The sequence below is a fragment of the Clostridium formicaceticum genome, from assembly GCF_001854185.1.
Classification (GTDB): domain Bacteria; phylum Bacillota; class Clostridia; order Peptostreptococcales; family Natronincolaceae; genus Andreesenella; species Andreesenella formicacetica.
This window is the reverse complement of record NZ_CP017603.1, coordinates 4066422-4086151: the sequence shown is the minus strand read 5'-3', so window position 1 is coordinate 4086151 and position 19730 is coordinate 4066422. Positions and strand designations below refer to the sequence as shown.

Annotated in this window: 21 protein-coding genes; 20 read left to right on the top strand and 1 reads right to left on the bottom strand. The window is 34.1% G+C overall.

Going from position 1 to position 19730, the window contains the following annotated elements; all coding sequences use genetic code 11:
- Positions 1–44 precede the first annotated feature (44 nt).
- From dcuS to BJL90_RS18990, 19 genes are all read left to right on the top strand, one after another.
- Complete coding sequence (gene dcuS, locus BJL90_RS19050) at positions 45–1670, top strand: DcuS/MalK family sensor histidine kinase (RefSeq protein ID WP_070971888.1); 1626 nt, start codon at positions 45–47, stop codon at positions 1668–1670.
- Positions 1648–2328 (top strand): response regulator, encoded by a 681-nt coding sequence (locus BJL90_RS19045; protein ID WP_070971885.1) that lies wholly within the window; start codon positions 1648–1650, stop codon positions 2326–2328. The genes dcuS and BJL90_RS19045 overlap by 23 nt, the downstream gene beginning before the upstream one ends.
- A gap of 289 nt (positions 2329–2617) precedes the next feature.
- On the top strand, positions 2618–3931 hold the full coding sequence (locus BJL90_RS19040) for a 2-hydroxycarboxylate transporter family protein (RefSeq protein ID WP_070971882.1): 1314 nt from the start codon (positions 2618–2620) through the stop codon (positions 3929–3931).
- An 8-nt stretch (positions 3932–3939) separates the two neighbouring features.
- Positions 3940–4416, top strand: coding sequence for a LeuD/DmdB family oxidoreductase small subunit (locus BJL90_RS19035; protein WP_070971879.1), 477 nt, complete (start codon positions 3940–3942; stop codon positions 4414–4416).
- Positions 4417–4698: 282 nt separating this feature from the next.
- Positions 4699–5340 carry a uracil-DNA glycosylase gene (locus tag BJL90_RS19030; protein WP_070971876.1) on the top strand — a complete coding sequence of 214 codons (642 nt, stop codon included), beginning with the start codon at positions 4699–4701 and terminating at the stop codon, positions 5338–5340.
- Positions 5341–5809: 469 nt separating this feature from the next.
- Positions 5810–5983 carry a Spo0E family sporulation regulatory protein-aspartic acid phosphatase gene (locus tag BJL90_RS22210; protein WP_156778859.1) on the top strand — a complete coding sequence of 58 codons (174 nt, stop codon included), beginning with the start codon at positions 5810–5812 and terminating at the stop codon, positions 5981–5983.
- Positions 5984–6002: 19 nt separating this feature from the next.
- The gene (locus BJL90_RS22975) at positions 6003–6134 is read left to right on the top strand and encodes an LDCC motif putative metal-binding protein (protein ID WP_250637587.1); all 132 of its coding nucleotides are present in this window, start codon (positions 6003–6005) and stop codon (positions 6132–6134) included.
- A 20-nt stretch (positions 6135–6154) separates the two neighbouring features.
- Entirely contained in the window at positions 6155–6394 is a 240-nt protein-coding gene (locus BJL90_RS19025) for a DUF2933 domain-containing protein (protein ID WP_070971873.1), read from the top strand.
- 569 nt (positions 6395–6963) lie between these two features.
- Positions 6964–7602, top strand: coding sequence for a response regulator (locus BJL90_RS19020; protein WP_169824246.1), 639 nt, complete (start codon positions 6964–6966; stop codon positions 7600–7602).
- A gap of 260 nt (positions 7603–7862) precedes the next feature.
- Positions 7863–8933 carry a hypothetical protein gene (locus BJL90_RS19015; protein WP_070971870.1) on the top strand — a complete coding sequence of 357 codons (1071 nt, stop codon included), beginning with the start codon at positions 7863–7865 and terminating at the stop codon, positions 8931–8933.
- Between the two features lie 446 nt (positions 8934–9379).
- Positions 9380–9553, top strand: a complete 174-nt coding sequence (locus tag BJL90_RS21650; RefSeq protein ID WP_081562108.1) for a Spo0E family sporulation regulatory protein-aspartic acid phosphatase — start codon at positions 9380–9382, stop codon at positions 9551–9553.
- 14 nt (positions 9554–9567) lie between these two features.
- Positions 9568–10182: a class I SAM-dependent methyltransferase gene (locus BJL90_RS19010; RefSeq protein ID WP_070971867.1), complete on the top strand. Its 615-nt coding sequence runs from the start codon at positions 9568–9570 to the stop codon at positions 10180–10182.
- A gap of 54 nt (positions 10183–10236) precedes the next feature.
- On the top strand, positions 10237–10371 hold the full coding sequence (locus tag BJL90_RS22970) for an LDCC motif putative metal-binding protein (RefSeq protein ID WP_250637586.1): 135 nt from the start codon (positions 10237–10239) through the stop codon (positions 10369–10371).
- Between the two features lie 20 nt (positions 10372–10391).
- Positions 10392–10628, top strand: coding sequence for a DUF2933 domain-containing protein (locus tag BJL90_RS19005; RefSeq protein ID WP_070971864.1), 237 nt, complete (start codon positions 10392–10394; stop codon positions 10626–10628).
- Positions 10629–10792: 164 nt separating this feature from the next.
- On the top strand, positions 10793–11347 hold the full coding sequence (locus BJL90_RS19000) for a hypothetical protein (RefSeq protein ID WP_070971861.1): 555 nt from the start codon (positions 10793–10795) through the stop codon (positions 11345–11347).
- 132 nt (positions 11348–11479) lie between these two features.
- Entirely contained in the window at positions 11480–12181 is a 702-nt protein-coding gene (locus BJL90_RS18995; RefSeq protein WP_070971857.1) for a TIGR01906 family membrane protein, read from the top strand.
- Positions 12182–12199: 18 nt separating this feature from the next.
- Entirely contained in the window at positions 12200–12340 is a 141-nt protein-coding gene (locus BJL90_RS22205; protein WP_156778858.1) for a hypothetical protein, read from the top strand.
- A 361-nt stretch (positions 12341–12701) separates the two neighbouring features.
- Complete coding sequence (locus BJL90_RS22475) at positions 12702–12869, top strand: hypothetical protein (protein WP_169824245.1); 168 nt, start codon at positions 12702–12704, stop codon at positions 12867–12869.
- A gap of 15 nt (positions 12870–12884) precedes the next feature.
- Entirely contained in the window at positions 12885–15362 is a 2478-nt protein-coding gene (locus BJL90_RS18990) for a heavy metal translocating P-type ATPase (protein WP_070971854.1), read from the top strand.
- A 140-nt stretch (positions 15363–15502) separates the two neighbouring features.
- Here the strand turns inward: BJL90_RS18990 and BJL90_RS18985 are convergent, their stop codons facing one another.
- Positions 15503–16642: a glycoside hydrolase family 18 protein gene (locus BJL90_RS18985; protein WP_070971851.1), complete on the bottom strand. Its 1140-nt coding sequence runs from the start codon at positions 16640–16642 to the stop codon at positions 15503–15505.
- 369 nt (positions 16643–17011) lie between these two features.
- Between BJL90_RS18985 and BJL90_RS18980 the strand changes: the two genes are divergently transcribed.
- Positions 17012–19381 carry an S-layer homology domain-containing protein gene (locus BJL90_RS18980; RefSeq protein ID WP_070971848.1) on the top strand — a complete coding sequence of 790 codons (2370 nt, stop codon included), beginning with the start codon at positions 17012–17014 and terminating at the stop codon, positions 19379–19381.
- The last annotated feature ends 349 nt before the right edge of the window (positions 19382–19730 follow it).

Genomic DNA, 19730 nt, shown 5'->3' with positions numbered 1-19730 from the left:
TGGCTAAAGAAAATCTTATTTTCTTTATAAAAGAGGAATTTTTTATGAAAAACAAACAATTGAAACTGCAAACCCAAATAACCTTATTTACGATAATAATTGTTATTATTTCTATTTATACCACGATTTACTTTGCTACAAGATGGACGATATTAAATATGCATCAAGAGATTAGTACCAATATTATGAATATCGCTAAGGTAATAGGAAATAGTCCTAATGTCGTAGAAGGGATGAAGCGTGATGACTACTATCAAAATCCAATACAACCCTTTGTGCAAAAAATATTAGCTGAGACCAATCAGGTAGAGATTATTGTGGTGGCAGATATGGAGGGTTTTAGGTATGCGCATCCTAACCCTGAACGATTGGGAGAAAAATTCGTTGGTGGGGATGAGCTGAGGGTAGTGGAAACTGGAGAATCCTATATATCTGAGGCAACGGGAACAATGGGAACCTCCATAAGAGCTTTTGCACCAATCTATGATGAGGAAAATCATCAGCAGCTTGGGTTTGTCATGGTAGGAACGTTGATCCAAACTGTAGCAGAAATAAAAAAACAAAGGCTTATTACGACAATTTTAGCTTCCTTTGTAGGATTGTTTTTTGGAATAATAGGGGCAATTTTGTTGGCAAACAGCATTAAAAAAAATCTATTAGGATTAGAGCCAGATGAAATTGCAAAGTTATATGTTGAAAAAAAGGGGATGTTAGAGGCTATTCATGAAGGTGTTGTTGCAATTGATAGTGATGAAAAAATTACTTTGATCAATGATTCTGCAAGAAAACTATTTCATATAGATGAAAAGGATGTTATTGGGATAAAGGTTACTAACCTGCTTCCAACCAGTAGGCTCCCTGAGGTATTAAGAACAGGTGTTGCTGAATATGATAGAGAGCAGTTGGTAAAAGATACTATTATTATAAGTAATAGAGTTCCCATCAAAAATGGAGAAGAGATTTTAGGAGCTATTGCTACCTTTAGAGATAAAACAATGATTACTCGTTTAGCAGAGGAAGTTACAGGAGTGAAGCAAATTGTTGCGGCTTTAAGGGCCAACAGTCATGAGTTTATGAACAAATTACATGTTATTTTAGGATTAATAGAAATTGAGGAATTTGAAGAAGCAAAAAATTATATTATTCGTGCGAATAAAAGACAGCAACAAATTATGACATTAGTCATGGGAAAAATAAAAGATGCTACTATAGCGGGACTATTATTAGGCAAAATTAGTAGAGCTAAAGAATTGGGAATTACCATGACGATAACAGAGGATAGTTATCTTGAAAAAAGAAAAGGGAAAATCACCAGTAGTATGCTGGTAACAATCTTGGGAAATTTGATTGAAAATGCTATGGAAGCTATTAGTCTAAGTGAGAAAGAAGAAAAAGCTATTAAAATTGACATAATAGAGTCTCATCAAAAGGTTCTCATCAAAGTAAAAGATACCGGGAGAGGTATTTCGGAGGAAGACCTATCACGTATTTTTAAAAGAGGCTTCTCAACAAAGAAATTAAGTAGTGGAATAGGCTTATCTTTAGTAAAAAATACAGTGGACAGCTTAGGAGGAAGTATAAAGGTTACCACGAATATCCATGAAGGAACAGAATTTACGGTTACTTTGCCAAAGGAGGGGGAAAACCATGATAAGGGTGCTAATTGTTGAAGATGACCCTATGGTATCACAATTAAATAAGAAATATGTTGAACGTGTTAAGGGGTTTAAAGTAGTGTATATGGCAGAAAATGGACAAGAAGCCTTAAACTTCTTAAAAAACCATTCTGTAGATCTAGTAATTTTGGATGTATTCATGCCTAAGTTGGATGGGATCAGTTTTTTAAAAGAAGTTAGAAAAAGATCCCTAAAAATAGATGTTATTTTAGTAACTGCTGCAAAGGAAGCAGAAAGTATTGATGAAGTATTAAAATTAGGGGCCATAGATTATTTGATCAAACCCTTCGAGTACCAACGGTTGAAAAGCACCCTAGATAACTATATTGAACGCTATCAGCTACTAAAGCATAAAAATACTATTTTTCAAGAGGATATTGACAAAATTATGAAACAAAGTGCTGATGTATTAGAAAAAGACTTTCAAAAGGGTATTCACAAAAAAACTCTTGAAAGGATACGAAAATTTATGAAATCTCATGAAGCAGAATATCTTACCAGTGAAGAAGTAGCAGAAAAAATGAAGGTTTCAAGAGTAACTGTAAGAAGATATCTGGAATATCTAGTGTCATTAGAAGAATTGGTACTAGAAATTGAGTATGGTGCTATAGGCAGACCTAGACATTTATATAAATGGAGAGAGGTAGAATAAATTTGAAGTATTGTTAAAAAAAAGTCATTGTTTTTTTTACTTACAAAACATTTAGAAAAGTTTCTAAATGTTTTCTTTTTTAAAAAATTTTTATACTATGGAGGTAACCTATAAAAATGCGAAGGAGAGTGATTGTCTATGAATTTAGGGAAAGAAAATTTTAAATTACAAAAAAGAGGATGTATTTGAAGCCTATAAAGAGGTTTTAACTAAAAAGGCAAACGTTTACGAATAGACATCTAAGGAAATCAGGGTCACAAAAAAAATAAAAGAATAGGGGGAAAAAGAAATGACAACTGTAGCATTACAAGAAAAGCAAGGTTATAGGATTATGGGTATTTCTTTACCGCTTTTTGGATTGATAACAGCCGGTGTTTTAACAGCAACCTATATGGAAGTATTGCCTGCGGGGATGATTGGCGCTTTTGCTTTGATGATGGTATTAGGACTTATTTTAAATGAAATAGGAAATCATCTACCTATTGTAAAGGATTACTTGGGTGGCGGTTCCATTGTAATTATTTTTGGTTCAGCGGCATTAGTAACCTACAATGTATTGCCAGAAAGTGCTGTGGAGATTATGTCCAATTTTATGCGAGGAGAAGGATTTTTAGACTTTTATATTGCAGCACTGATTACCGGAAGTATTTTAGGTATGAATAGAGAACTTTTAATTAAGGCTTCTGTCAGATATTTACCAGCAATTTTAGGTGGTGTTGTTGTAGCACTAGGTCTAGTAGGATTAGTGGGAGCCATGATTGGTTATGGAGCAAAAGAAGCTATTTTATATATTGGCGTACCGATTATGGGAGGTGGCATGGGAGCAGGTGCAGTACCACTGGCTCAAATATTTGGTTCTAGTTTAGGAATAGATTCTGGAGAAATGCTTTCTGTCATGGTGCCGGCGGTAGCATTAGGAAATGCTGCTGCTATTGTTGTAGCAGGTTTATTAGATAGATTGGGAAAAGCAAAACCATCTTTAACAGGCAATGGTGAACTTATGGAGCTTAAAAATAAAAAAGCTGAAGCAAGGGAAGCAGTAAAGGAAAAAGAAGAAAAAGTAGCTATTAATTTTCCTATGATGGGAAGAGGATTATTGTTGGCAGTATCCTTCTTTATACTAGGAAGTATTATTGGAAAGTTTTTACCCCAAGTACATTCTTATGCATGGATGATCATCTCCGTTGCGGTAGTAAAAGCCTTAAACATCTTGCCTAGAGAATACGAAACAGGAGCTTTTCAGTGGTTTCAATTTGTTATGACGAACTTGACAGGTGTATTATTGATTGGTATAGGGGTGGCTTTTACAAACCTTCAACAGGTGATTGATGCCTTTACGATTCAGTATGTGCTGTTAGTAGCTGTAACGATCATAGGTGGGGTAGTAGGCTCTGGTGTCGTAGGTAGATTTGTAGGGTTTTATCCTATTGAATCTTCTATTACAGCAGGACTATGTATGGCAAATATGGGAGGTACGGGAGATGTAGCTGTGTTATCAGCCTCTGATCGTATGGAGCTTATGCCTTTTGCCCAAATATCTTCCCGTATTGGTGGCGCCTTTATGTTAATATTGGCAAGTACACTATTGAGGATTTTTATATAAGTAGGTAGATGATTGTAGATAAAAATATTGACACGGATCAAATTTATCCAGGGAGATATTTAGAGCTTGTAGAGCCAGAAGAAATTGCTAAGTATGCTATGGAAGGTGTAGATCCTGATTTCTTTAATAGATTTAATCGAGGAGATATTATTGTAGCCGATAAAAACTTCAGATGTGGTTCTAGTAGAGAACATGCTGTTATTACATTGAAAATAGCTGGAGTAGCTGCCATCATAGCTCCTTCCTTTGCAAGGATTTTTTACAGAAATGCTATCAATCTAGGATTACCTTTAATTACTTGCTCCAATAGTACTGATTTCGTAAAAGAAGGAGAAGAGCTAGTGTTACAGCTAGAAACAGGTTTAATAAAAAACAAAACAACTGTTACAGAGATTAATGAAGATCCACGCTCACCCTTTGTGCTGGAGATGATCTCTTATGGTGGAATCAAACAGTATTATATTCACAAACATCAGGAAAAATAGTCAGGCTTTCTGACTATTTTTCAGTACCAGTGTATCTATCCTTTCATATTTAGATTTATTGAGGAAAGTATTATTGTAGGCTATTGTGGTATACTCCCCCCACCTATACTTACGCTTAGAGGTGGGGCTTCTTGTCGCATTAGGTTAAAATGGATTTTGTTATGAAAAATAAAGGATAGCACACAGCTGTAGGAATATCCAATATACTCCATTGAATGAGACGGAAATGAAGTATATACTATGGTTGATTAGTATAAACAAATTTTATAAAGGATCGATTCAATGATAAAGAAATTAGAGGATTTTGTAGAAGATTTAGCAGTAACAGAGGTTACACCAAATGTATGTAATCAGTATGCTTATGCGGTAGAAGAAAACATAATAAGAAGGAATAATCTCTTAATTTATTTAAATCAGATGTATAAGCTCAAGCCCTGGACGATTTTTGTTGGGGAAGCTCCTGGGTATAGAGGCTGTCGCTCTACTGGCGTACCTTTTACCAGTGAACATCTTCTTATGAATAATATAGAAGGGTTAGATCTTTTTGGGAAAGCAGCAGGGTACAGATTAGCTTCAGCGGGGGATAGATTAGTTAAGGAAGCAACTGCCACAATCATATGGGAAACGCTTTTAAAGAATAATTTACTGGTGCTAGCTTGGAATGCATTTCCGTTTCATCCCTATAAAGAAGGGGTTGAAAGAAGTAATAGAACACCTTCAAGGCAGGAACTTATATTAGGTGAGAAACCTCTTTTGAAAATGATTGAGATCTTTAATATTAAAAATGTTGTTGCAGTCGGCAGAAAAGCTGAGGAAAGTCTTAATAAATTAAATATTACTAATTATAGGGTTAGACATCCTGCTCAGGGAGGAAAGAAAGAATTTGTTAAGGGAATAGTAGAAATCAGAGATAGATTGGAATAAACAAAAAAGAATTATTATTGAAATTAATGAGAATTCTTATATCGAAAGGCAGATAAGTTGCCAGCTTTTGTACTAAAAATGATTTATCATAAGGATATTAAACAATACTATACTCGTAAATATTAAGAAAAATAGTCAGGTTTCCTGGCTATTTTTTAGTATTATTATATCTACTCTTTTATTCTCAGACTTGTTGGAGGAAGTATCATTAGGGGACACAGGATAGTATTCACTATAAATGGTAATACAAATGTATTTGTTATCATGATTACATACGCATACGTTATTAATAGGAGATATATTCATGAGAGGGTAAAGTGTAGCATTTGAAACAGTTTATGTAGCATATCTTAAACGACTACAGATATATGGAACATGATTTATCCTCAGTAGATACTAAAATATAGCAAGAGAAACATTGGCATAATACTTGCATTAAATTACTTAAAAGAGAGAAGGTGGGATAGAAATGATAAATGTATTAATAAATGAGCAAAATAATATGAAAAAAATCAATAGGATGAAGAAAGAATTAGAAAGTAATTTAGAAAAAGAAGATATTTTAAGTAAAAGCAATCTAGAATTAAGCCAACAACTGGACAGCATAATCAATATCTATTTAAAAGAATACTGCAACTATTGAGGAAAAGGAGGTGTTTAAATTGAAAAAGTGGTTTCAGAAATTGTTGAAATCCATCGAAGAAGCCAATAAAAAAAATTTTGGAGAACAAAAGATGGATTGTTGTGATTTAAATAAACGAGAGAGAAAAACGCCAGATAATAATAAAAAATAATTTTGAATGGAAGAAATAGAATGAATCATAATCATAAGGGAAAAAATCATGGGATATTCATGTTGTTATGTTGCTTAATCCCATTAGTAGCTATCTTATTACTGCCTCGATTAGGCATTGAACTAGGACCATTAGGAAGATTGGCTCCTTATGCTGTATTTTTAGTTTGCCCTTTAATGCATATAGGTATGATGTTATTTATGTTTAAAGAGAATAAGAATGATTGTCATGGAGGAAATAATAAGGCGAATAATAGTTAAGGAAAGGAGGAATACACTATAGGATGCTGTGGAGGAGGTAATCATCATAGACATCAGGAGGAATATCATCAAGAAGATGCAAATAAACCATCAGGGCTTATTATATTAATAGGAAGTATATTGGTATTAGGATTAGTTGCCGTATATTTCTTAAGATAAGAAAATAATCTGGAAATGAAGAGAATCCATATTATCACGGATTCTTTTTTTCTAGCTTTTAGAAAATAAGGTTTGAAAATAAAAAATGGAAAAAAGTTTATTAAAAATTGTTACACATGTACCCTGATAGGATATATTATATTTGACAGGAATACAGTACATTGGCTTGAGGTCTCTTATAAAACTTTTAAAATTGCAAACGCATAGAAAAAGATCCAACAGATAGATAGAAAAGTGTGGGATGAAATAATTAGAAATCTCGAACAAAAGAATATATCAATAAGATAACTGGTAAGAATAACGGAGATAGGTAGACGGATCATAGAAAAGACATGATAAATATGTAATCCGGAACCCAGAACTGTCCCATGCTACCCAGACATGCCACCCAGAAAGGAATGATTATAGATATGAAGGAAAGAGAAGTTAAATTGCTACTGGTGGATGATCATGCGATTGTTAGATTGGGAATGAAATCATTAATTGACCAAACACCTGGCCTGACGGTATGTGGTGAAGCAGAAAGCCTAATGGAGGCTTATCGTCAAGTTCAAAAATTAAAACCAGATATTGTTTTATTAGATATAAATATGCCAGATGGTGATGGATCGGTTGCTTGTCGTGAAATAAAAAAAATTAAATCTAAGGTGAAAGTAATTATTTTAACAGCATTTGCGGATGATTCCATTATGATTGAAACTACTAGAGCAGGTGCTGATGGTTACTTATTAAAGAATATAGATAGTAAAACAATTATAAAAGCAATTCAAGATGTAGCTTTAGGAAATTCAATATTAGAGTCGACAATTGTGTCAAGAGCATTAGATGTTGCCAAACATAGTAGCAATACAAGTGAAGATTTAATCCTTCAAGAAAGAAAAATACTGGACTATATTAGTCAAGGTAAAACAAATAAAGAAATTGGTGAGGCCTTATATATTGCAGAAAAAACAGTGAGAAATAATGTCAGCAAAATTATGAAGAAAATTAATGTAACAAATCGAACTGAAGCCGCCATCTATTGGTCGAGACAAAAGTTCCTAAAGTAAGAAACTTTACAGAACCCTATTGAAGAAATTTCAGATGTTACAATTAGCGTTTTCTGAAATCCATGTTTTACCAAAAGAAAATGGTAATTTAGAAATTTAGTAAGCATAATAACTGTCAAATATCCTTTTATATAGGGTCATTTGTCCTTTAATTGTTAAGCTTTATTGAATTTGTAGAAAATTTGTCATATAATGAGTGTCATAGCTCAGTAAGCAATAATTATTAACAAAACTTACTTAAATTAAGGGGGAAAAAAACTATGAAAAAACTTTCAATGTTAATGTTAGCTTTAGTGTTAGTGTTTACAGCTGTTGCATGTTCAGCCAATGAAGCCAATAATACAGAAGCTCCTAAAACAGATACAGCTTTACTGGCAGGGCGCTATGTTGGTTACTCATGGAAAGGAGAGGCAAACGGTACCAAATTTGAAGATTCTAATGAATATATTGAAACAATACTGGAGTTAGATGAAAATGGAATTATAACAGATGCTAAGATGGGCTTTTTCGTATTGAAGGATGGGTATTGGATCAGTCGTCAAAGTGGGAATGCCTATGTTGATGTAGACTTCTCTGTGGCTCCTATACCAGCGGTACCAGGGGAAGACTATAAGGCAGGAGATTCTATGTTTACAGTTCATACTGCAGATATGATGTCTTTTTATGCAACTGCGGTGGACTCTACAGGCGTTGCAGCAGTTGCTATAGTAGATCCTGTTACAAGATATCAGTATGAAATGAAATTTGATAAAGACTTTGATTTCAATACATCTGTTGGAGAAATAACAATAGGAAGTGGTATGCTTGTTCCGACAATTAGAACTTCTGGTGGTGGTTTATTAAAACCATCTGAGTGGAATTCTCTTGCTGATAAAACTATTTTTGATATTAGTCCTTGGTCTCACGTAATAAACGATGTAGGTGTATTAGAGGGAATTTCAAATGATTCTTCTGTAAAAGATTTTCTAGCTGCATTAGGTGTTGAATTTAATGGAGATCAACCACAACAAATGGCTGTTGAGTATGGCTACTTTGGCTTAGGTGGATGGAAAGGAAATTACGATGCTATCAAAGCATCACTTATAGGTCAAGATGCAACACAGCTTACATCCTTAGTAGATTGGTCTAATTCTCGATATGCTGGTGCAATAAATGAGCAAAATGTCTTTGGTGTTGATGTTGAATCTGGTGCAACAAAAACAGTGCAAAATTCATTTGACGGTATTTCAGGTGCAACAGTTCGAATTTCTCGAGAAGCAACATCATATCAGCGTGCATTGGTGAATGCTGGCATTCTTGATGAATCTGATGTTATTATTGGAAGATTCTAATCTAATCAAAACATAATGAAAATAGCCCCTGTAAAGCTAGTTGCAGGGGTTTTTCTATGTTTAATTTTGCAAAAATATTTTATTATTAGCTTTGTCATGAAATTACTTCCTTCTTCAAAACATCTATTCTTATAAAATTAATATGTATTACTTCGCTATATAGACATACGCTTTTAAAGCTAAATTTTAATATACACGGTCTACGGTTTCGCCCAAAACCGTGGGCTGTAAATGTAGTCCTTAGTATATTAAAATTTAGGAGCGTATGTTTATAATATTAGTAGGAGCATAAAGTGTAGCATTTGCGACAGTTTGTGTAGGATATCTTAAGCTAATAAGGATATATAGACCATGATTAAATCTCAGTAGACGCTGAAAATAGCAAGGAAAACATTGGCATAATACTTGCAATAAGTTGTTTAGAAAGAAGATAAGGTGGGATAGATATGATAAATACATTAAGAAATGAGCAAAATATTATAGAAGAAATCAATAGACTGAAGAAAGCATTGGAAAACAATTTAGAAAAAGAAGATATTTTAAGTAAAAACAACCTGGAATTAAGTCAACAGCTGGACAGAATAATAAATATCTATTTAAGAGAATACTGCAGCTATTGAGGAAAGGTGATTCAATGGATATTAACACAGAAAAAATTCGGAAAAGATATGATAGAGTAGCTTGTTTTTATGATTATTTAGAAAAGCCCATGGAAAAGATGGCTTTAGGAAAATGGAGGAAGCCTCTATTTCAAGAAATGAAGGGTAAGGTACTGGAAATTGGTGTAGGAACAGGTAAAAATATTGCGTATTATCATGATGCTATAGAAGTAACTGCTATTGATTTTAGTTCTAAAATGCTGTTAAGAGCTAGAAAAAGAGCAGAAACTCTTGGAAAAAATGTAGCCTTAAGAGAAATGGATGCACAAGATATGTCGTTTGCTAGTAACACCTTTGACTACGTAGTAGCCACCTGTGTATTCTGTTCTGTACCGGACCCTGTAAAGGGTTTTAGAGAAATTAGGAGAGTGCTAAAACCAACAGGAAAGGTTCTTCTAATAGAGCATGTTAGAAGCGAAGAAAAAGTATTGGGGTTTTTAATGGATATAATGAATCCTTTGGTGGTTAATTTTTACGGAGCAAATATTAACAGAAGAACAGAGGGAAATATTGAAAAATCAGGCTTTGATCAGATAAAGGTGACCAATCTATGGAGGGATATTGTAAAAAAAATCGAGATAACCAATTGAAATTGGCACAAATATTGCGTGATTATATAAGCGAGGAGGAAAAGGAGGGTTAAATTGAAAAAGTGGTTTCAAAAATTATTAAAATCAATAGAAGAAGCCAATAAAAGAAATTTTGGAGAACAAAAGATGGATTGTTGTGATTTAAATAAAAAAGGAAGCAAAAAGTCAAATAATAGTAATAAAAAATAATTCTAAATGGAGGAAGAAAAATGAATCATAAAGGAAAAAATCACGGGATATTAATGCTATTATGTTGTTTAATTCCATTAGTAGCGATTTTATTATTACCAAGGCTAGGAATGGAACTAGGACCTTTAGGAAGACTGGCTCCTTATGCTATTTTTTTAATCTGTCCAATAATGCATATAGGTATGATGGTATTTATGATGAAGGGGAAAAAAGGTAGCTGTCACGGAGACGATAGTGTAGAAGAGCAAAAACGGTAATTTAATCAGTGAGTTAAAAAGAGGGCTTAGAAGCTCTCTTTAACTTTAATCGTTGGCCATTAGAAGTAGATAACTATAATATCGTATAAACCCCTGCAGATGGCATCAAAGTTGAAATCATCAAAGCAGGATAGTATTTATGATATAACAAGGAGTGAAACAGAATGAAAATTAATAGAAGTATGATTACTGCTGGAGTTCTTGCAATACTATTTATAGGTATAGTATTGGCAAATAGCTTTATAAATCAACCAGAGAAATCACCTGAAAATGAAGTTTCACAGGAAGACTTTATTGAAATAGGCGACATAGATGAATACGAAGAGGATGAACTAGAGGATTTTAATGAAGATCTCTTCATAGTCAATAGTGAAGGGAATGTGGCTGTAGGAATTACTTTTTTAAATCCTATAGAGGATGATGAGAATTATTTTAGGTTTGGTGTAGCTTTAAATACACATTCTGTTGATTTAGATGCCTATGATTTAAGCCAGAGGGCAGTTCTTTTCCTTGAAAACCAACTAACAATTTCTGAAAATATTGAATGGAGATTGGTAGAAGGAGAAGGACATCACGTTTTAGGAGAGTTAAAGATACCAAGCGAATATGAAGATAAAAAAATCAGCTATGTTGACTATGAATACGTGGAACTGGAAATAAGAGATATAGATGGGATAGCTTCCAGAAGATTTAAATGGGAGAAGGATTTATTCTTGTAAGACATAGGAAATTATGTACTATATAAAAATGGATATAAATTAAAACGTAAGTTTCATCAATAGCAATAGTATGGTATAGGGGTTATTTGTTAGGATGTGGGAAAATATGTTGTAAAGGAGAGATAAAGGCTAATGAAGCATAAATATATTTATAGCATTTTTGGTATATTATTTTCTATTATTTTATTACTATCCAGTATCGAATTTATGGCCTTCAACAGGAATCATTACAAAAATTCCTTTGAGAAATATGATATAACAACAGCTACAGGTATGGATACAAATAATCTAGGGCATGTTGTAGAAGATTTGTTATCTTATTTAAAAAATGAAAAAGATACCTTAGATACTACTGCAGTCATACATGGAGAGGAAAGAGAGGTTTTTGGAGAAAGAGAAAAGCTTCATATGATCGACGTTAAGGATTTATTCGTAAAAGGAAGGCTTATAAGAAATGCTGGATTAGGAGTTTTAGTGATATTGCTTTTGGGGATGATTATAAAGGATGGCCATTGGAAAACCAACTTAGCTAAGGCCTTGTTCTATACAGCAGTAGTGAATCTCACGTTACTGGGGATTTTCCTGCTACTGCTATATATAGATTTTAACAAGTATTTCACTTATTTTCATTTAATATTCTTTAATAATGATTTATGGGTTTTAGATCCACAGAAGGAAGTATTAATTCAGATGGTTCCAGAAGGCTTTTTCTATGATACCTCTATCAAGATAATAGCTATATTTATTGCAGGTATCAAAATAACTGGAATTCTAGGGTATCTATTCAAGAAAAACAAACCAAAACAAATAATATCAAAGGCATATAATAATTAAGCAAAGGAGGAGTATACTATGGGATGCTGTGGAGGCGGTCACAATAATAGACGCCAGGAGGATCATCATCAAGAAGATACCAATAAATCATCAGGACTTATTTTACTAATAGGAACTATATTGGTATTAGGATTAATTGCTGTATATCTTTTGAAATAAGAACATAATATAGATGATTCCTTTGCTAGTACTGGCAAAGGAATCATGGAAATGAAAAGAATCCGTATTGTTACGGGTTCTTTTTTTTTACAACATAGAAAAAGTCTTAGTAGAGGTATATTATAACATAGATTATAGAGTATAAAATTTAATGGGAAAAAGTTTAAAAAAGATAAAAAAACAGTTGATACACATACCCCTATAGGGTATAATATACATAAGAGGGGTATGGTATAACAAATTAAAAAACTCTAAAATTTTTTAAAAAACAACTAGAAATTCATAGAAAAAGATTTTGTCCTTATTTTTTAAAAAGAAGTTACGGAATATATTAATAAATGGATTTAAGGAGGGTATATACATGAATGATTTGATTATTGTAGCCTTAGTAGTTGTATGGATATTTTTCATGTTTAGGAAAGGCGGTTGTTGCGGCGGTGGACATGGTCACGGAGGACATCATAATAGAGGTAGTGGAGACCAAAGTAGTTGTCATGAAGAAAATGAAAAAGATAAAAAATCAAAATAGAAGGGAGTTTTAGAGATGACACAAAACAAAAATCTTCAAAAAGTGAGCTTTAAAGTTGAAGGTATGTCCTGTAGCAGTTGTGCTAATAACCTTCAAAAAAAATTGAACTCTTTAGATGGTGTTATTAACGCAAATGTAAATATAGCCACTGAGAAAGGACAGGTAGAGTATGATAGTAATAAAATTGATGTACAAGCTATTTTAAAGGCGGTAGAGAATGCAGGTTATAAAGGAATATTAGATGAAGAAAAAAATACAGAAAAAGTTACCTTAAAAATTAAAGGAATGACTTGTACAGCTTGCGCCAACAAAGTAGAAAAAACCTTGAATAAAGTGGAAGGGATTACATCAGCAAATGTAAACTTTGCAGTAGAAAAGGTAACCATTGAATATGATTCTAAAAAAGTTAGGTTAATAGATATACAGAAAAAAGTTTCTGGCCTGGGATATGAGTTGAATTTAGAAGAAAATGAAGACGATGGTGTAGATGAAGATGAGATCAAAATCAGGAAGACTGGAAAAACCATGAAAATATCTATTGGTTTGTCAAGTGCCATCATGGGTCTTATGATCATTCACATGTTTGTTAGACCTATTCCAGGATATTTACCTATAATAGCCGCATTAGGATTTCCAATAGTATTTGGTACAGGTTGGCATGTTCATGTTGGAAGCTGGAAAGCACTTAAAAATAAAAGTCCCAATATGGATGTTTTAGTAACACTAGGCTCTTTACCACCTTATATGATTGGATTGATGGGACTTTTCTTTCCAATACAAGCTTTTATTGAAATGGCTACAACCATTATGACTTTTCACTTAATTGGAAAATATCTAGAAGTCCGTGCTAAAGGTAGAGCTTCTCAAGCTATTAAAAAGCTACTTCAAATGGGAGCTAAGACAGCAAAGATTATTGTAGATGGAGAAGAAATAGAAATTCCTGTTAAGGATTTACAGGTAGGAGATATCATGGTGGTACGTCCTGGAGAAAAGATACCTACTGATGGTGTTGTTGTTGACGGTAATGGATTACTAGATGAATCTATGGCTACAGGAGAGTCCATGCCCGTAAAACGTCAAAAGGGTGATGAAGTCATTGGCGCAACCATCAATAAACAAGGACTATTAAAGGTGGAGGTAACAAAAGTAGGAAAAGATACCTTCTTATCTCAAGTTGTTAAAATGATGGAGGAATGTCAAGGTTCTAAAGTGCCAATACAGGAGTTTGCTGATCGTATCACAGGATATTTTGTTCCAGCAATAATTATCATTACAATCGGTACATTTATTTCCTTTAATCTATTTCCTGAGTTTCATTTAAGGATTATACAATGGGGTGCAACCTTCTTACCATGGGTAAACCCTGATCTCACACCCCTAACATTAGCCTTTATTACATCTACTGCTGTTTTAGTTATCTCTTGTCCTTGTGCGTTAGGTTTGGGAACACCGACAGCTTTAATGGTAGGTAGTGGTATGGGAGCAGAGAAGGGAATTTTAATTCGAAATGGTGAAGCAATTCAAACCTTTAAGGAAGTGAAAGCTATTGCGTTTGACAAAACCGGTACCATTACAAAGGGCAAACCGGAAGTAACTGACCTGGTTATGGTAGATGGTGTTGAAGAAAAAGAATTTCTTTATTATGCAGGAACCATAGAAAATGGGTCAGAGCATCCTTTAGCTCATGCAATTGTAGAAAAGGCAAAAAATGAAAAGATTAAATTAGGAGAAGTAATAGATTTTAATGCAATTGTCGGGATGGGTGTAGTGGGAAATATAGATGGAGAAAAAATACTTGTAGGAAATAGAAAATTAATGAAAGAAAATAAAGTTTCCTATGAAGCCTATGAAGAAGAGTTAATTAGATTAGAAGAAGAAGCAAAAACTGCCATGATGCTTGCTAAAGGAAATCAACTATTAGGTATTGTAGCTGTAGCAGATCCTATAAAAGAAGATTCTGCACAAGCGATAGCAGCATTAGAAAGTATGGGTATTAAGACAGCCATGATTACAGGAGATAATAAAAGAACTGCTGCTGCTATTGGTAGAAAAGTAGGAATTAGTCATGTTATCGCAGAAGTTTTACCTGATGGTAAGGTAGAAGAAGTTGTAAGACTACAAGAGAAATATGGTACGGTAGCAATGGTAGGAGACGGTATTAATGATGCGCCTGCATTGAAACAAGCCAATGTAGGAATCGCCATTGGAACAGGAACAGATATTGCCATCGAAGCTGCCGATGTTACTCTGGTTAGAGGAGAGCTAAGTGGTATCATATCTGCTATAAAATTATCTAGGGCGATATTTAAAAAAATCAAAGAAAATTATTTCTGGGCGTGGTTCTATAATGCCGTGTTTATCCCAGTAGCAATGTTTGGTTTGTTACATCCAATGATTGGAGCCGCTGCCATGGCTGTAAGTTCACTAAATGTTGTTTATAATTCATTAAGACTAAAGAAAGCCGATATAGATCCTAGTTATAATAAAGCATAATCATTCGAATTTGATATTCGAGGAAATTTTATAGTTTTTATAAAACATGAAATTCTCTCCTAATATAAAATATAAATAATAAAATGAGACTTCATTCAGGGGGAGTTTTTACTCCCTCTGAATGAAGTCTCATTTTATTGCTATAGTTTTCTTATGTTAAACAGATTAGATACCATGTACCAGGTTGATGGAAAAGGCATATGAATAATCCAATAAAAAACACCTCTTAAGCCATATTCCATGATAAGCTGATACTTTGCGTAATGACTTCGTGCATTTTCAAACCATACTTCGTGAATGATGTCTTCATTATTCCTGTATGTCATAAAGGGCTGCTGTACTTCATCATTGAATATAATGGGCGCATTATATCTTCTCGCCAGATCCCATACTCGGGGAAGTGTAACAGTAGTTGCTAATATTTGGGGGGCATGGGGTAGTTCCCAATCATAGCCATAAAGAGTCATGCCCATGAGGATTTTGTTGGCAGGAATATTGTTTGCTATAGCATAATCTAATGTTCTTCTTACAAATGGTATTGGTGCTGTTGGTTGTGGGGGACCTTCACGATACCCCCATTCATAGGTCATAATAGCAGCAATATCTATCAACGGACCCAGTGAACTATAATCAAAAAAACCTACCCAATCTCTTTCAGGCCAATCTGCCCATTTTGCTGCTAAATTCAATACAAGTATTTTATCAATGCTATGCAAGTTTTCCGATAGTAAGCGTATAAAATTTGTAAATAGATATCTGTCTTCAGGATATAGATTCTCAAAGTCTATGATGATACCAATTAAATCATATTGTTCCAGTAAAGAAATGATATTATTTATCAGATTGTCAAGTAAAGTTGTATTAGAGAGTACAGTTCTCGCTAGATTCGGGTCAAAATTCCCTTCTTGTAAATTAGTTAAGACAGGTAGAACAGCAACCTCATTTCTTTCAGCTGCTTCCAATACTTCTGGGTCTAGTGTACCAATTATTTCTCCAGTTTCGGTAATAGGGAATTCAAAAACCCCTAAATAAGTGAGATAATTTCCAAGCTCATCAATGAGGGAGGCTCTGTTGGGATCAGCGGCGGGATCATAGTAACCCAGCGTTTCTATGGTTGGTTTTTGCTGGACTTGATCTGTAGGTATAACAAGCTCCATACCTATAATTAATTGCTCATTAACATCCAGTCCATTTATATTAGCAATGGACGCCACAGATACTCCAAATTTTTGGGCTATTTGTGCTAACGTATCACCAGGTTGGACACGATAGATTGTCATGTAATCACCTCCATAAATCTTTGTAGTTTTTAATAATATAATATGTTGCGTGGAATATTTGATGATTATTTAATCCCAAGATCACAAAAAAATACTATTGACTAAAGCAAGAATTTTATAGAAAATACATGAGATAAGAAAAAGCCGTGTGATGAACTTACAGGCTTTTTATATTTTGAGCAATCTTTAACAAAAACGTTAAGTTTTTGAGAAAAATTTGTTAAAGTTTTCTGCTATTATTAGCTAGGTCTATAGTTAATCAATTTTATGAGAGGAGTGTTGAAAGCATATGTGAAATTGATTGAAAAAAGTTTTACACTGTTCATAGAATATTAAATTAAGTGAAGCAAGGAAAGTGGGGCAAATACGATGAAAAAAGCCGAATTTAGCTCTATTGTAAAGCTCAGTTCAGTGACTTTAGTGCTTTTAATGTTGCTAAATATTGTTTTTTTTGGTGGTGCTGATACAGCTTGGGCCAACGAAAGCCATGACCATTCAAGTAATGACATAACAGCTAGGGTAGAGCAAGATGAAAACCATGATGATCATTCAAGTAACGATGTAATAACTGTGATTGAACAAGGTGAAAACCATGATGGTCACTCAAATGATGATGTAACAGCTGTGATAGAGCAAGAGGACCCCCACAATCATACAAATGATGAGGGAACAGGTTTCACCGTAAGTGGGAAAATTTTGGGGATAACAGAAGGTGAACAAGTAGAATTAAAGTTAAAGCAAGGAGATGGTATCTGTCAGGATATAATGCTAGAAGAAGGTGAAGTAACATACAGTTTTAAAAATGTCCTCCCCGATGATTACATTATTTGTATCGAAATAGATAATGTCACGGTAGGAATGATTCCCATCAAGGTGGAAGACAGTGATATAACAGAAGATTTGTATATCAAACAAATTAGCGGTGTGATAACAGGACTGAAACCAGGTATAAATGCGATAATTACACTTATACAGCCTGATATAGATATGGAGATGGTTTCTGGACCTATAAACTTGATGGCAGAAGGTCAGGAATTGAATTACTCCATTAAAGCTGTTCCAGGAAGCTATTATTTAAAAGTGTTTTATCCAGACTATGGGGAGTATCTCTCCGAGGAAATTGTGGTAGGGAAAGAAGATTGTACTTTGGAACCTATTGAGATGATTCCAGCACTAAGAATCACTACTGAATCACTGCCTGGGGGAACTACAGGAGTCTCTTATACTGCAAGTCTTGAAGCAGAAGCTGTTACCCCTTATGGTGTTAGTCCTTATAATTGGGAAATAAGTAGCGGTTCTTTGCCACCGGGTTTGCAATTAGAGGCCTTATTCGGGAAAATAACTGGGATACCTTTACAGGATGGAAACTTTAGTTTTGATATTAGGGTCAAAAACCTATATGGGTATACTGCGGTTAAACAGTTTCCATTAGATATTGCCAGCCATTCCTCAGATGATGAGTCTTCTGATGAGAGCGATATTCCTGAGCCAGAGGGCACTTTTTCCGATGATTATTTACAGCAAGCCATTAATCAGGCCAATGATAAAATTATCCTTGAGGCTGATGCTGGCATTGATGAAGTAATCTTCACCAAAGGACAGTTAGTAAGATTAATAGAAGAAAATAAACCTGTAGTACTTTATTTAAACGAGGTTAGGTTTACTTTTAATCCCGGTATTCTGGATATACCTCAAAACGCAACGGTGAGTTTCAAGGCTCAGGTAGTGAATGAAGAAGATATTGAAGATCTAGTGAACAATACCTCCTTTAAATTGGCAGATAAAATTTATGAGTTTAAGATCATTGTCTTTAATAACGGAGTAGAGGAAGAAGTTGGCGAATTTAGTGAAGCTATTGCTGTAACATTTTCTACACCAGAAGAATACTGGCAGGATGAGTCACATGTGACTTTAGATGCCTTTTATCTTAATGAAAAAGAATCCAATGTACAGCCTCTACAGGCCAGTCATGATATTGAAGGAAAAACTTTGACTTTTACTACCAACCACTTTAGTAAATATGCTGTGTTGAGTATGCCTGAATCAACGGATAATGCAACTGGAGAGACAGATAAAGATGATGCAACTGAAGAAACGGATAAAGATGATTCAACCGGAGAGACAGACAATGATGACTCGACTGAAGAGATAGATAATGTTTCGGATGAAAAATTTGTTCCAGAATTTACTGATATTAAGGGTCATTGGGCCTACAATGATATTCTAGAAATGGCCAGGAAGGGATTTATCCGGGGATATGAGGATAACTCCTTTAGACCAGAAGCAAATATCACTAGGGCAGAATTTGCCACTATACTGGTAAAAATATTGAAACTTGAGGAAAAGGCAGATCTGACTTTTAAAGATGTTTTACCAGACCAGTGGTACTTTGAGAACATTGCCAAAGCCTATCAGGCAGGAATTATCAGAGGCTATACTCCAGAAGAGTTCAGACCCAACGAGTTTAGTACCCGAGAACAAATAGCAGTTATGACTGCCAAGGCCATGATCTATGCTGGAATAGATTTCGAAAAAATTGGAGATATGACCTTAGACATGGACATATTTGCAGACAAAGAACTTGTGGCAGATTGGGCTAAGGAGAGTGTTGTTAAAATTTTGCGTGCTAACATAACAAAAGGTGTTCCTTTAGAAGGACAAGTCTTCTTTTATCCGAATAAAAAGGCCAGCAGAGCTGAAGCAGCAGTTATGCTGTTAAAATTAAGCCGCATATTATAAGCGAAAGGGGTCGGACTATCTGACCCCTTTCAACTAATGAAAAAAGCTCATTTAAAATTATTCTGTGAAATATCACAAAAACGTTAATCCTACGCCAATATTTTGTTAATTTATTAATTTACAATATAGGTATTGATTGGAGGTGAAATGATTCTATCAGTAATCATTTCCTGCAAATACCTTAACTTAGTTTTTTTATTCAGTTTTAGGAGTGCATATCTATATAGATATGTGATTATGAATTTTAATATACTAAGGGCTAGATTTGCAGACCTTGGCTACGGTTTTTAGACAAGGGCGAAACCGTAGACCGTGGATATTAAAATTCAATGATAGAGTCACATATCTA